The organism is Bradyrhizobium sp. SZCCHNS30572 (assembly GCF_032484415.1).
Taxonomy (GTDB): domain Bacteria; phylum Pseudomonadota; class Alphaproteobacteria; order Rhizobiales; family Xanthobacteraceae; genus Bradyrhizobium.
Genome location: NZ_JAUESY010000003.1, coordinates 355,419 through 369,669, shown reverse-complemented (window position 1 = coordinate 369,669; position 14,251 = coordinate 355,419). Strand labels below are relative to the sequence as shown.

Here is a 14,251-nt window from a genome sequence, read left to right as displayed (position 1 = left end):
CTGCATTTTACTTGTTCCCACGCGGAACTTTCGAAGTTCCAACCAGTTTCCTCGGCGAAGGCAGAGCACGTTGTCGCCCCGCTGCCGGGCACTGGAGGGAAGCACATGTCCATCGGAACTATCATCCTCATCATTCTCATCATCGCCCTGCTCGGCGGCTTTTCCGGCATCGGCGGCGGTCCGTTCTACGGCACCGGCTACTACGGCGGCGGCGGCCTCGGCCTGATCATCGTCATCGTGCTGATTCTCGTCCTGCTCGGACGCATCTGATCCGATCGATCTCATAGCCATCCAACTGATCAGCTCGGGCCGACGTGGCCGCGCCACGTCGGCCTGGCCTTGATTGCGCCCCCGCATCGTATCCCTTACACTTCGTTCGCGAGCTTCCTCATCGCCGGCTTGATCGCTCCGGCCGCGTCGTCATAGCCCTCCCACGCCTTGGTCTTGGGCAACAGCGCCGGCGCGGTTCGGACCGTGTAGCGCTTGGGTTCGAGCCCGTTCTTCACCTGCGCCCAGGTCAGCGGCATCGACACGGTGGCGCCTTCGCGAGCGCGCGGCGACAGCACGGCGACCGCCGTCGACATCCGGTCGTTGCGCAGATAGTCGAGGAAGATCTTCCCCTTGCGCAGCTTCTTCGACATGTTGAGCAGGTACTGCTCCGGGCGGTCGTTCGCCATCCATTGGCACACGCCCTGTGCAAACGCCTTCGCTTCGGGCCAGCTCACCTTGTCGCGCGCGCCGTGCAGCAACGGCGTCACCACATGCAGACCCTTGCCGCCCGTGGTCTTGCAGAAGCTCTCGAGCCCGAGGCTCTTCAAGCGCTGGCGCATCTCCTTGGCGGCCGCGATCACCTCCTCGAACGCGACGTTCGGCGCCGGATCGAGATCGAACACCAGCCGACCCGGGACGTCATAGGCGTCCGGCGCGCAATTCCATGGATGCAGCTCGACGGCGGCGACCTGGGCCACCGCGATCAATCCCTCGACGCGGTCGATCTGCAGATATGGTTTGCGGTCGCCCGAGACCTTGACCAGCTCCAGCAGGTCCGACATGCCCTGCATGCCGTGCCGCTGGAAGAATTTTTCGCCACCGATGCCATCAGGCGCACGCACGATCGAGCACGGCCGCCCCCTCAGATGCCCGATCATCCAGTTGCCGACGGCTTCCAGATAGGTCGCAAGATCAAGCTTGGTGACGGGCTCGCCGTCGCCGGCGTCCGGCCACAGCGCCTTGTCGGGCTTGGAGATTGCAACGCCCATCACGGTCGCCGAGCCCTTCGTGCGTGACGGCGTCTTGTGCAGCGTGGTGCCGACGGTCGCGACGCTCGCGGCGGCCCGCGCCACCGGCCTGGCAACCTTCGTCGCCACCACCGGCGCCTCGGCAACGACCTCGCGGGCTGGCTTGTCCTCGCGCAGTCCCTTGAACGAGGCCTGCCTGACATTGCCGTCGCCGGTGAAGCCGGCAAACTCGATCTCGGCGACCAGCTCGGGCTTGAGCCAATGCACGTCACGCGTCTTACGCGGCGCGTTCTTGCCGCTGAACGGGCTCTTGTCGGATGCCGCCGCCTTCAGCGCCGGCATGATCGCCTTCACCGTGTCCTGGCCGAAGCCGGTGCCGACGATCCCGACATAAGCGAGATGATCGTCCTTGTTGACGCCGACCATCAACGATCGGAATTTGCCGTTGGTCGTCTTCCAGCCGCCGATGACGACCTCGTGGCCGGGCCTGGTCTTGGCTTTGGTCCAGCTCTCCGTCCGTCCCGAATGATAGGCCGAGTCCAACTTCTTCGAGACGATGCCTTCGAGGTTCAGCTTGCGCGCCGACTCCAGCACGGCTTCGCCGTCGCTCTCGAAATGCTCGACGTAGCGGATCCGCGGTGTCTTGCCCTTGATATGCGCCTTCAGCAGCTTCGCCAGCCGTGCCTTGCGCTCGCGCAAAGGCTGGCGGCGCAAGTCGAACTCCTCGGCGAACATCAGGTCGAAGGCGAAGAAGATCAGCTCGTCGGTTTCACCCGCCGAGATCGCCGCCTGAAGGGCGGAGAAATTCGGATTGCCGTCCTTGTCGAGCGCGACGATCTCGCCGTCGATGATCGCGTCCGGCAGCTTCGCAGCCTCCTCCGCAATCGCGCCGAACTTGGCGGTCCAGTCCAGGCCCTTGCGGGTCTTCAGGGTTGCCTCGCCGCCCTCGACCCTGATCTGCACGCGGTAGCCGTCGAACTTGATCTCATGCCCCCACCCCTCGCCGCTCGGCGGTTGCGCGACCGACGTGCAAAGCTCGGGCGGCACGAAGTCGGGCAGCGACGATACCGTCTTCGGCGCAACGCGGGCCTTGGTGCCGTTTCCCTTCTCGGCCCTCGCTTTCGGTGATGAGGCCTTCGTAGTCGGCTTGGTTTCGCTGTCACTGCGGTTGGAGTGCCACACCGCATCCGCGTTCATGCGCTGCGTCTTGGCGAGCATGAACGGCTTCGGCGCCTTGCCCTTGCCGGCCGCGATCTGCTCCATCGTGCGGCCCGAGGCGACCGACTTGTCGGCATCCAGGATATCGTTGGCCTCGCCTTCCCGGGCAAACTCGTCGCGATGCTTGATCAGCAGCCAATTGGTCCGCTTGCCGCCGGTGCGATCGTGGCGCATCCGCACCAGCACCCAGCTGCCATGCAGCTTTTCGCCCTCGAGAGTGAATTTGAGATCGCCCTTCTTGAACCCGCGCTCCGGGTCCTCGCTGTCCCAATAGCCGCGGTCCCACAGCATGACGGTGCCGCCGCCATACTCGCCTTCCGGGATCGTACCTTCGAAATCGCCGTAGTCGAGCGGATGATCCTCGACCTCGACCGCCAGCCGCTTGTCGTGCGGATCGAGCGACGGCCCCTTGGTGACGGCCCACGACTTGAAGACGCCGTCGAATTCGAGCCGCAGGTCGTAGTGCAGGCGCGTTGCGTCATGCTTCTGGATGACGAAGCGCGGCCGCGCCGTACGCGCGACCTTGGCGTCGCCGGACGGCTCCGCCGTCTTGTCGAAATCGCGCTTCTTGCGATAGGTGGAAAGCTTCCCGAGCGCCACGGTGATCCCTCGCGTTGAGTGGTAGCGTAGCAAAGCCGGCGAACTCGTGGAACCGGCCGCATCGGCAGGATAACTTCGGGCAAAGTTCCGCGTTCCCGCGGCTCATGGAGGGCCCAGGCTGTGCTGGCGTCCGCCCTCTGCCAGTCGAGAGGGCGCAGGGAAGGCCGGGAGCTCGCCGCCCCCATGGCCCGCCTGCAGAAAGAAATGCAGGCGGCAGGTACCACAGGTGCAGCCGAGACATCCCGGCCCTCCCTGCGCGACGGCTTTAACGGCTGCTTCGCGTTCTCCCCGGTGCGCCGGGCTTGTTGGCCACCGTGTCGCGACAATGCGCCTGCGCGCATTGCGCTGGATACCAGCATCGGGGTATCAGGACCGCGCGACTTGACCGTGCATGCCGGATTGTTCGTCGGCGCGACTGAATCACGCTGCAACCCGGCACACCCATCGCATTCCGCTGCCGACGTCCGTGACGACCGCGATACGTCCCCTCCGACGCAACGGAACGGGTCGGACCATAATGCTGATTTTACGAAGTCGTCAAGCGAATTATTTTTTCCCGAAGCGACCTTCGCCGGGCCCATGGAACCCACACCGATGCTTGCCCGTTGCAGCCTCGTCCGGATTGTCCAAGGAGACCACGATGGCCCCCCGCGCCTACTGGAAAGGCTCGCTCAAACTCTCGCTCGTCAGCTGCCCCGTCGTGCTCTATCCGGCGTCGACGTCGGTCGAGAAGACGCGCTTCCATCTGATCAACCGCGAGACCGGCAACCGGCTCAAGCAGCAGATGGTGGACGCCGAGACCGGCGACATCGTCGAGGGCGACCAGAAGGGCCGCGGCTATGAACTCGCCAAGGGACAGTATGTCGAGATCGAGCCGGAGGAGCTGGAGGCGGTCCAGATCGAGAGCAACCACACGATCGACATCGACAGCTTCGTGCCGCGCGACGAGATCGACCAGCGCTATCTCAACCACCCCTATTACATCGCCCCCGACGGCAAGGCGGCGCTCGACGCCTTCGCGGTCATCCGCGACGCCATGAAGGACCAGGAGCGCGTGGCGCTGGCGCGGATCGTGCTGACCAACCGCGAGCACGTCATCGCCATCGAGCCGATGGGCAAGGGCATGCTCGGCACCACGCTGCGCTTTCCCTATGAGCTGCGCGACGAAGCCGAGTTCTTCGACGACATCAGGGCGCCGAAGATCAGCAAGGACATGGTCGAGCTGGCCGGCCACATCTTGCAGACCAAGGCAGCCCATTTCGACCCCTCGGAGTTCAAGGACCAGTACGAGACCGCGCTGAAGGCGCTGGTGAAGCGCAAGGCCTCGGGCAAGCCGATCAAGCTGCCGGAGCCGGCGGAGCGGCCCGACAACGTCGTCAGCCTGATGGATGCGCTGAAGCAGAGCCTGAACGGCAAGAGCCGAAAAAAGACCGCGCGTGCGGCGTCGCGGCGGACGAGCACGCATCGACGCCCGGCGAAGAAGGCGCATCGGTCGGCGGCGCGGCAGAGGAAGGCGGGGTGAAAGCCAGCAGCTGCCTGCGTGGCGCAAGCGGCCTCCACACCCACCGCCGTCGTCCCGGCGAACGCCGGGACCCATACTCCGCGGCGGGTGTTGTAAGACAAGACTTGTCCCACATCCCGCGCAATAACATCTCCCTGGGGTTATGGGTCCCGGCGTTCGCCGGGACGACAGCGGAGAATTTTGCGACGGCTGCGGGTCATGGCGTGCGCGATGATCGTAGCCCGAATGATCGCCTCGTCAGCTCTTCTTCGACTTCTTCTTCGTCGTTTTCTTGGTAGTCTTCTTCGTGCTCTTCTTGCTCGCCTTCTTGGCCGTCTTCTTCGCCGAGGCCCTCGCGCTCTTTTTCGCGGGCACCTTCTTGCCTTCGCGGCGCGCCTCCGACAGGCCGATCGCGATGGCCTGCTTGCGGCTCTTGACCTTGCGACCGGAACCGCCGCTGCGCAGCGTGCCGGCCTTGCGCTTCTTCATGGCCCGGCCGACCTTGGCCGATGCCTTGCGCGAGTATTGTCGTGCCATGAACATCCTCCCGATTGCGACACGTAAACCGCGTCGGCGAGACGAAAGTTCCAAAGCGCAAGCTGATGCCGCGTACCTCCACCCATGCTTTCACGATCGCGGGAATCGAAGCCCGTCGATACATCGAGATTCCAATGCAGCTTCGCGCTCATCGTTTCGATGACGGATAGACCGAGAAGCCAATCAGACGTTCTGATCCGCTGCATGAGGCGCAACTGGACAAGGCGACGGTCCGAATGATGCGTCCCTGGCCTCTTCCTCAGTCAGCAATTTCAGGAGCACCGTCCGCTTGGACTCATCGTTGAATTCAGCGAGACGTTTCCTGAACAGGATGAGGTTCTGCAGATGAATGTATTCTTCCATGACCGACCTCACTGATGGGAGCCAAGAACGACGTCGATGGACGAACGGCAAACGAAATCCAGGTGTGCAATATCTTTGATCTCATCGGGTCTTCCGAACCCGTCAAGGTCTGGATCTTGTGCTGCGATCTCGAACAGTCCCTGCAGGCTGAAAGATCGAACGCGCAGAACCCCTCACCGGGACATAGGCCGGCCTTCATGCCAAAGCGGCACCGCAACGCGTCGGGCTGACCTTGATTGAGATGAATTTCGGGCATGATGCTCTTCCCAGTATCGCCGATGACAATCTCTGCGCCGCAGTCGGCAGCCTCGCCCCCCCAAATTCAGATCGTGTTCTGACAAGCCGAGACATGGCACGTCCCGTGTTTACACCGTCGTGCATGCAAACGCACGATCAGCTGCGCCGATGAGGTGGCACGACCGCGGTCTCGATCATCCGTTGATCCAGAGAACGGGCGCCTGCGGACGTACTGTGCCGCAGCGCGAGATGACCGGCTGGTCAAAATTGCTCGAAAATATAACGAAACGAGCTGATGCCGCCCGCGGGACACGCAAGCTCGCCCATCGAATGGCGATGCCAACGCCCCTGACACACAGGACCAGTCGGCCGATACGGCCAAAGCTCAGTCCGGCGCGCGCAGCCGATAGCCGATGCCGGTCTCGGTCAATACGAATTGCGGGCGCTCGGGATCGGCCTCGATCTTCTGCCGCAGCTGACGCACATAGACGCGCAGATATTGCGCGTCGGTCAATTCGTCCCACAGCTCCTTGAGCAGGAAGCGGTGCGTCAGCACCTTGCCGGCGTGCTGCACCAGGACGCGGAGCAGATCGTACTCCTTGGGCGACAGCTTGATCTCGCGCTCGCCGACCTTGACGATGCGGCGCACCAGATCGACGGAGAGATCGCCGGTGCGGAACACCGGCCGCTCGCCCTGCACCTGCAACTGGTGCCGCAGCGCCGCGCGCAGCCGCGCCAGCAGCTCGTCCATGCCGAACGGCTTGGTGATGTAGTCGTCGGCCCCGAGATCGAGCGCCTGGACCTTGCCCGCCTCGTCGCCGCGGCTGGACAGCACCACGACCGGCACGGCCTCGTTGCGGCCACGGATGGTTCGCAGCAGCTCGAGCCCGTCGACGTCGGGCAGGCCAAGGTCGAGAATGATCAGCGCCGGCTCCTGGCCCAACAGCTCCAGCGCGATCCTGCCGTTCGAGGCTTCGAGAATCTCGTAGCCCTGCGTGGTCAGGCCCATCCGCAGCAGCTTGCGGATCGGCGGCTCGTCGTCGATCACGAGCACCTTGATCGGAGCGCCGGTCATGCGGCCGTATCCAGCGATCTGGCCTGCGCCGGCACGGGCAGGCGGATGGTGAGGACCGCGCCGGGCCGATCGGTGCGGTTGCCGGCGAAGATGCGGCCATGCATCGCCTCGATGAAGCCGCGCGAGATCGCGAGCCCCAGACCGGTGCCAGGCCGCACCTGGTCGCCCTTCTGCACGCGATAGAACTTGTCGAACACGTGCTCGACCTCCGCGGCGGGAATGCCGTCGCCTTCGTCACGGATCTCGAGCATGATCCAGTTGCTGTCGCGGGCCGCGCGGATCGCGATCGAGGTCTCGGGAGGCGCATATTTGGCGGCGTTGTCGAGCAGATTGAAGAGCACCTGCTCGAACAGCACCGCGTCGACCTCGACCATCGGCAGATCGGGCGCCAGTACCAGCGAGACATGATGACCGGCGAGGATCTTGCTCGCGCGCCGCAGCGCGCTGCCGACGATCTCGCCGACGTCGTGGAGCGCGGCGTTCGGCACGATCGCGCCCGATTCCAGCTTGGTCATGTCCAGGAGATTGGCGATGAAACGGTTGAGCCGTTCGGATTCGTCGATGACGGTGGCGAGCAGGTCGAGCTTCTCCTTGTCGGACAGCTGGGCCGCGAGATCGCGCATCGTCGAGGCCGCGCCGAGCACGGAGGCGAGTGGCGTCTTCAGATCGTGCGAGATCGAGGTGAGCAGTGCCGAGCGCAGCCGGTCCTGCTCCATGGTGCGCTTGACCTTGTCCATGTCTTCGACCAGCAGCACGCGCTCGATCGCGAGCGCGCCCTGGTCGACCAGGGCATCGAGCAGCCGGCGCTGGTCCGGCGTCAGCAGCGGCCCGGTGCGATCGTCATCAATGCCGATGACGCCGATCGAGCCGCGCCCCGTGCGCATCGGCAGGAACAGCCGCTTGGCGCCCGGCAGCGTGTCGGAGCCGCGCCCAGCGGCGCGGTCGTTGCTCCAGGCCCAGCTCGCGGCGGCGAGGTCGGCGTCGTCGAGCTGATCCTCCGGCGGGTAGCCGGTCATGACCGTGAGCTTGCCGTCCTGCGGCAGCAGCAGCACGACCCGTACCTTCAGCATCAACGCCGCCTGATAGGCCGTGGCCCACAGCACGTCATCGAGGGTCGCGGTGCCCGCAAGCTTGCGGCTGAAGGCATAGAGCTGCTCGGTGGTCCGGACGCGGTGGGTGGCGGCGTCAGCCTGAACGCGAACGCGCGCGGCGACGTTGGACACCAGGATCGCGATCAACATGAAGAAGAAGAACGCGCCGATGTTGGTCGGATCGGTGATCGTGAACGTATACAGCGGCGGCAGGAAGAAGAAGTTGTAGCAGAGCGAGGCGGCGAGGCTCGCCAGCAGTGACGGCCACAGGCCGTAGCGTGCGGCGACGCCGACCACGGCCGTGAGGAACACCAGATCGACGTTCTCGATGCCGAAGACGGGCTGGATCAGCTCGGCGAGGCCAAGGCCGACAGCCGTGATCAGCAGCGCCTTCAGATAGGGCTTCGGCTGCAGCGGCTCGCTGCGCGCTCGCGTCTGCACCGAGCTGCTCGTGGTGTCCGGCGCCTCCTCGCCGGCGATGACGTGGATGCTGATGTTGCCGGCGCCCCTGACGAGGTCGTGGACCACGGAGCCCCTGATGATCTCGAACAGGCGCGAGCGGCTCGACTTGCCGATGATGATCTGGGTGACGTTGTTGGCCTGCGCGAAGTTGATAAGGTCATCCGCGATACGCCGGCCGACGCCCGGAATCGTCAGCGCCTCGCCGCCGAGGGTCTCGGCTAGCCGCAGCGTATCGGCGAGCCGGTCGCGCTGCTTGTCCGTGAGTTGCAGGTTGCGCCGAGTCTCGATGGTAACGGCGGTCCACGGCGCGTGGACACGGTCGGCGAGCCGCTTGGTGTAGCGCACCAGCCCTGTCGCCCGCGGATCCTCCGACACGCAGACGAGGATGCGCTCGCCGGCTGCCCAGGGGCCGGCGATGGCATTGGCCTGCATGTGGGTGAGCAGTTGCTCGTCGACGCGCTCGGCCGTCCGGCGCAGCGCGAGCTCGCGCAGCGCGGTCAGGTTGCCGGGCGAGAAATAATGCTCCAGCGCCCGCTCTGCCTGCTTGGGCACATAAACCTTGCCCTCCTTCAGTCGCTGGATCAGATCGTCGGGCGTGAGGTCGATCAGTTCGATGGCGTCGGCGCGGTCGAGGACCGAGTCCGGGACGGTCTCGCGCACGCGCACATGGGTGATCTGGGCAACGACGTCGTTGAGGCTCTCGATGTGCTGGACGTTGACCGCGGTGTAGACGTCGATGCCGTGCGACAGCAGCTCCTCGACGTCGAGATAGCGCTTGGGGTGGCGGCTGCCCACCGCATTGGTATGCGCGAGCTCGTCGACGATCGCGAGCTTGGGGCGGCGCGCGATCACGGCATCCAGATCCATCTCCTCGACGATCTGGTCCTTGTAGGAAATACGTTTGCGCGGGACGATCTCCAGGCCGCGCACCAGCGCCTCGGTCTCGGCGCGGCCATGCGTCTCGACGAAGCCGATCACGACGTCGACGCCGGCCCTCAGCTTGGCATGCGCGCTCGACAGCATCTCATAGGTCTTGCCGACGCCGGGGGCGGCGCCGACGAAGATCTTGAGCTTGCCGGCAGGACTGTCCTCCCGCCGGGCCGCTTCGAGCAGGGCCTCCGGCGAGGGACGTTGGTCAGGATCGCGGCGTTGACTGGCCATGCGGCATTATAGACGGAGGGACCTCGGCGCCAAGACCAAGACCTTCAAGGCCAAGACCTTCAAGGCGTCATTGCGGTTTGGCAGCATCGAGTGCCAGGTTGAGCGCCAGCACGTTAACGCGGGGTTCGCCGAGCAGTCCGAGCAGACGGCCCTGGGTCTGCCGGGCGATCACGGCCTGGACGCTCGCCTCCGGCAAGCCGCGTGCCTTGGCCACCCGCGGCACCTGGAACAGCGCCGCCTCCGGCGAGATGTCCGGATCGAGCCCGCTCGCCGAGGTCGTCACCAGATCGACCGGCACGGCCTGCGCGGGATTCTCCGCCTTCAGCTTGTCGACGTCCTCCTTGACGCGGTCGGCCAGCGCCTTGCTGGTCGGGCCGAGATTGGAGCCGGACGAGTTGGCGGCGTTGTAGGGCGCAGAAACCGTCTTGGTGGAGTCGTTCGGATCGGCGGCCGAGGTCGCCGACGGACGGCCGTGGAAATATTTGTCGTCCTTGAACTCCTGACCGATCAGCGCCGATCCGATCACCTTGCCGTTGCGCGTGATCAGGCTGCCCTCGGCCTGCGCCGGAAAGATGGTGCCGGCGACGACGGTCATGGCGAGCGGGTAGAGCAGCCCGGTAATCAGGGTCAGCGCGACCAGGACCAAGATGGCGGGACGGATTTCTTTGAGCATGAGAATCTCCTGTGTCTCTCCCGTCATTGCGAGGAGCGAAGCGACGAAGCAATCCAGAGTCGCGTGGCCCGAGACAGTCCTGGATTGCTTCGCTTCGCTCGCAATGACGGCGGTTGGGGCTTTAAGCCAGATGCAAGGCGGTCACGATCAGGTCGATCGCCTTGATGCCGATGAAGGGGATGATGATGCCGCCCAGCCCGTAGATCATCAGGTTACGGCCGAGCAGCGCGCCGGCGCCGATGGCGCGGTAGGCGACGCCCTTCAGCGCCAGCGGGATCAGCGCGATGATGACGAGCGCGTTGAAGATGATCGCCGACAGGATCGCGCTCTGCGGGCTCGCCAGGTTCATGACGTTCAGCACGTTGAGCTGCGGGTAGAACGCCAGGAACATTGCCGGGATGATCGCGAAATATTTGGCGACGTCGTTGGCGATCGAGAACGTCGTCAGCGCGCCGCGCGTCATCAAGAGCTGCTTGCCGATCTCGACCACCTCGATCAGTTTGGTCGGGTTGGAGTCGAGATCGACCATGTTGCCGGCTTCGCGCGCGGCCTGCGTGCCGGTGTTCATGGCAACGCCGACATCGGCCTGCGCCAGCGCGGGCGCATCGTTGGTGCCGTCGCCGCACATCGCCACCAGCTTGCCCTTGGCCTGCTCGTCGCGGATCAGCTTGAGCTTGTCCTCAGGCGTCGCCTGCGCCAGGAAATCATCGACGCCGGCTTCGGCGGCGATCGCCGCCGCGGTCATCGGGTTGTCGCCGGTGATCATGATGGTGCGGATGCCCATCCGGCGCAGCTCGGCGAAGCGTTCGCGGATGCCGCCCTTGACGATGTCCTTGAGCTGGACGACGCCGAGCAGGCGCCCGTCCCTGGCGACCGCGAGCGGCGTGCCGCCGGATTTGGCGATGTCGTCGGAGATTGCACGGATCTCGCGGACAAGCTCGCTCTCGACCGGCTGGACCGCGCGCGCCGTGTTGCCGGAGACCGGCTGGGTCGGGCCGCCACCGATGGAGTTGAGGATGGCGTCGACCGCACCCTTGCGCACCGAGGAGCCGCCGGCATCGACGCCGCTCATGCGGGTCTGCGCCGTGAACGGCACGAAGGTGGCGCCGAGCTCGGCCATGTCGCGGCCGCGGATGCCGTATTTGTCCTTCGCGAGCACCACGATCGAGCGGCCCTCCGGTGTCTCGTCGGCGAGCGATGCGAGCTGCGCCGCGTCGGCGAGCTCCTGCTCGCTCACGCCCTTGACGGGACGGAATGCAGTCGCCTGGCGATTGCCGAGCGTGATGGTGCCGGTCTTGTCGAGCAGGAGCGTATCGACGTCGCCAGCGGCCTCGACCGCGCGGCCCGACATCGCCAGCACGTTGAAGCGCACCAGGCGGTCCATTCCAGCGATGCCGATCGCCGACAGCAGCGCGCCGATCGTGGTCGGGATCAAGGTCACGAACAGCGCCACCAGCACCACCACCGAGATCGAGCCGCCGGCATAGGCCGCGTAGCTCGGGATCGTCACCGTCGCGAACACGAAGATGATGGTGAGGCCGGCGAGCAGGATGTTGAGCGCGATCTCGTTCGGCGTCTTCTGCCGCTCCGCGCCCTCGACCAGCTTGATCATGCGGTCGATGAAGGTCGAGCCTTGCGCGGCCGTGATCCTGACGCGGATCCAGTCCGACAGCACCTGCGTGCCGCCGGTCACCGCCGAGCGGTCGCCGCCGGATTCGCGGATGACGGGCGCGGATTCGCCGGTGATGGCAGCCTCGTTGACCGAGGCGACGCCCTCGATCACCTCGCCGTCGGAAGGGATGGTGTCGCCGGCCTCGACCAGCACGAGATCGCCGACCTTCAGGCTGGTGCCGGGCACGAGCTTGTAGGTGTGATCGGCCGGGTTCGTGCCCGTCAGCAGCTTGGCCTGGCTCTCGGTGCGCGTCTTGCGCAGCGAATCCGCCTGTGCCTTGCCGCGGCCTTCGGCGACGGCTTCGGCGAAATTGGCGAACAGCACGGTGAACCACAGCCAGAGAATGATCTGGAAGGTGAAGCCGAGATCCGCTCCGCCGGTCACGACGTCGCGCAGGAAGATCACCGTGGTGAGCGCGGCGACGACCTCGACCACGAACATCACCGGATTTCTGATCATCAGCCGCGGGTCGAGCTTGACAACCGCGGCCCTGATGGCCGGCAGCACGATCTTCGGGTCGAGCATCGTCGACATCGACGAGCGCTTCTGCAGTTTCATGGTGTCCATGGAGGTTGCTCCGAGATCAAAACACGGTGCCGGCGGCCATCGCGAGATGCTCGACGATCGGACCGAGGGCGAGAGCCGGGAAGAAGGTGAGGCCGCCGATGATCAGGATGACGCCGACCACGAGGCCGACGAACAGGCCGCCCGTGGTCGGGAACGTGCCGGCCGAGGGCGGGATCGACTTCTTCCCGGCGAGCGAGCCCGCGATCGCCATCGCCGGAATGATCATGAAGAAGCGGCCGACGAACATCGACGACGCGAGCGTGAGGTTGTAGAAGAAGGTGTTGCCCGTGAGTCCTGCGAATGCCGAGCCGTTGTTGGCGGTCGCGGAAGTGTAGGCGTAGAGCACCTCGGTGAAGCCGTGCGGACCGGCATTGGCCATCGACGCGACGGCCGAGGGCAGCACCACCGCGACCGCGGTCCAGCCGAGATACATCAGCGGCAGCACCAGGATCGCCAGCATCGCCATCTTGACCTCGCGCGCCTCGATCTTCTTGCCGACATATTCCGGCGTGCGCCCGACCATCAGGCCGGCGACGAAGATCGCGAGCACCACGAACAGCAGCATGCCGTAGAGCCCGGCGCCGACGCCGCCTATGATGATCTCGCCGAGCTGCATGTTGATCAGCGGGATCATGCCGCCAAGCGCGGTGAAGCTGTCATGCATGGCATTGACCGCGCCGCAGGAGGCGGCCGTCGTGATCACGGCGAACAGTGACGACGCGACGATGCCGAAGCGGACCTCCTTGCCTTCCATGTTGCCGCCCGTCAGTCCGAGCGCGTTCAACGTGGTCGTACTGTTGGCCTCGGCCCAGTAGGTGATGGCGACGCCGGCGATGAACAGGACGCCCATCACGGCGAGGAGCGCCCAGCCCTGGCGCTGGTTGCCGACCATGCGGCCGAACACGTTGGTCAGCGCGGCACCGAGCGCGAAGATCGAGAGCATCTGGATGAAGTTCGACAGCGCGTTCGGGTTCTCGAACGGATGCGCGGCGTTGGCATTGAAGAAGCCGCCGCCATTGGTGCCGAGCATTTTGATCGCGACCTGCGAAGCCACCGGGCCGACCGCGATGGTCTGCTTCGCCCCTTCCAGCGTCGTGGCCTCGACATAGGGCCCGAGCGTCTGCGGGATGCCCTGCCAGACCAGGAACAGCGTGTAGACGATGCAGAGCGGCAGCAGCACATAGAGCGTGCATCTGACGACGTCGACCCAGAAATTGCCGACGGTCCGCGCCGAGGCGCGTGAGAAGCCGCGGATCAGCGCGATCGCGAGCACGATGCCGGTCGCGGCCGACAGGAAGTTCTGGTGCGTGAGCCCGAGCATCTGCACGAGATAGGAGAGCGTGCTCTCGCCGCCGTAGTTCTGCCAATTGGTGTTGGTCAGGAAGCTGATCGCGGTGTTGAAGGAGAGATCCTCGGCGACCGCAGACTGTCCCGCGGGATTGAACGGCAGCACGGCCTGCAGCCGCATCACGCCGTAGATGATCAGGAAGCCGCCGACATGGAACAGCAGCATCGCGACCGTGTAGGTCAGCCAATGCTGCTCGCGGCGCTCGTCGACGCCGCCGATCCAGTAGATTGCGGACTCGACCGGCCGCAGCACCGGCGACAGGAAGGTGCGCTCGCCATTGAAGACGCGCGTCATGTACCAGCCGAGCGGCTTGGCAAGCGCGACGATGACGGCGCAGTAGAGCAGGATCTGGATCCAGCCGATCACAGTCATGGGGATGTTGTCCTTGAAGGTGCGACGGTGGCGGTCAGAACCGCTCGGGCCGCAACAGCGCGTAGGTGAGGTAGATCAGAAGGCCGAGCGATACCGCGCCGGCGAGCGAATAGTCGAAGATCATGGCTCGTCTCCT

Annotated in this window: 11 protein-coding genes; 2 read left to right on the top strand and 9 right to left on the bottom strand. The window is 65.3% G+C overall.

Features of this window, described 5'->3' with window-relative positions:
* The first annotated feature begins 105 nt into the window (after positions 1-105).
* A complete protein-coding gene (locus tag QX048_RS09960) occupies positions 106-270 on the top strand; it encodes a DUF3309 family protein (protein WP_006614022.1) in 165 nt (54 codons plus the stop codon).
* A 95-nt stretch (positions 271-365) separates the two neighbouring features.
* On the opposite strand, the gene ligD is transcribed toward QX048_RS09960, so the two are convergent.
* Complete coding sequence (gene ligD / locus QX048_RS09955; RefSeq protein WP_315828324.1) at positions 366-3,056, bottom strand: DNA ligase D; 2,691 nt, start codon at positions 3,054-3,056, stop codon at positions 366-368.
* Between the two features lie 640 nt (positions 3,057-3,696).
* Between ligD and QX048_RS09950 the strand changes: the two genes are divergently transcribed.
* On the top strand, positions 3,697-4,578 hold the full coding sequence (locus tag QX048_RS09950; RefSeq protein ID WP_315750197.1) for a Ku protein: 882 nt from the start codon (positions 3,697-3,699) through the stop codon (positions 4,576-4,578).
* Positions 4,579-4,815: 237 nt separating this feature from the next.
* On the opposite strand, the gene QX048_RS09945 is transcribed toward QX048_RS09950, so the two are convergent.
* The 8 genes from QX048_RS09945 to QX048_RS09910 form a co-directional block, all read right to left on the bottom strand.
* Positions 4,816-5,094: a DUF6496 domain-containing protein gene (locus QX048_RS09945; RefSeq protein WP_315750196.1), complete on the bottom strand. Its 279-nt coding sequence runs from the start codon at positions 5,092-5,094 to the stop codon at positions 4,816-4,818.
* A gap of 183 nt (positions 5,095-5,277) precedes the next feature.
* Complete coding sequence (locus QX048_RS09940; RefSeq protein ID WP_315717991.1) at positions 5,278-5,457, bottom strand: hypothetical protein; 180 nt, start codon at positions 5,455-5,457, stop codon at positions 5,278-5,280.
* Between the two features lie 622 nt (positions 5,458-6,079).
* Positions 6,080-6,769 (bottom strand): response regulator transcription factor, encoded by a 690-nt coding sequence (locus QX048_RS09935; RefSeq protein WP_315750195.1) that lies wholly within the window; start codon positions 6,767-6,769, stop codon positions 6,080-6,082.
* On the bottom strand, positions 6,766-9,483 hold the full coding sequence (locus QX048_RS09930) for a sensor histidine kinase KdpD (protein WP_315750194.1): 2,718 nt from the start codon (positions 9,481-9,483) through the stop codon (positions 6,766-6,768). Before QX048_RS09930 ends, QX048_RS09935 begins: the two co-directional genes overlap by 4 nt.
* Positions 9,484-9,550: 67 nt before the next feature.
* Positions 9,551-10,156, bottom strand: coding sequence for a K(+)-transporting ATPase subunit C (locus QX048_RS09925; protein WP_315750193.1), 606 nt, complete (start codon positions 10,154-10,156; stop codon positions 9,551-9,553).
* A 121-nt stretch (positions 10,157-10,277) separates the two neighbouring features.
* A complete protein-coding gene (gene kdpB / locus QX048_RS09920) occupies positions 10,278-12,395 on the bottom strand; it encodes a potassium-transporting ATPase subunit KdpB (protein WP_315828325.1) in 2,118 nt (705 codons plus the stop codon).
* Between the two features lie 16 nt (positions 12,396-12,411).
* Positions 12,412-14,115, bottom strand: coding sequence for a potassium-transporting ATPase subunit KdpA (gene kdpA / locus QX048_RS09915; protein WP_315828326.1), 1,704 nt, complete (start codon positions 14,113-14,115; stop codon positions 12,412-12,414).
* A gap of 34 nt (positions 14,116-14,149) precedes the next feature.
* Positions 14,150-14,239 carry a K(+)-transporting ATPase subunit F gene (locus QX048_RS09910; RefSeq protein ID WP_042340291.1) on the bottom strand — a complete coding sequence of 30 codons (90 nt, stop codon included), beginning with the start codon at positions 14,237-14,239 and terminating at the stop codon, positions 14,150-14,152.
* Between the last annotated feature and the right edge of the window lie 12 nt (positions 14,240-14,251).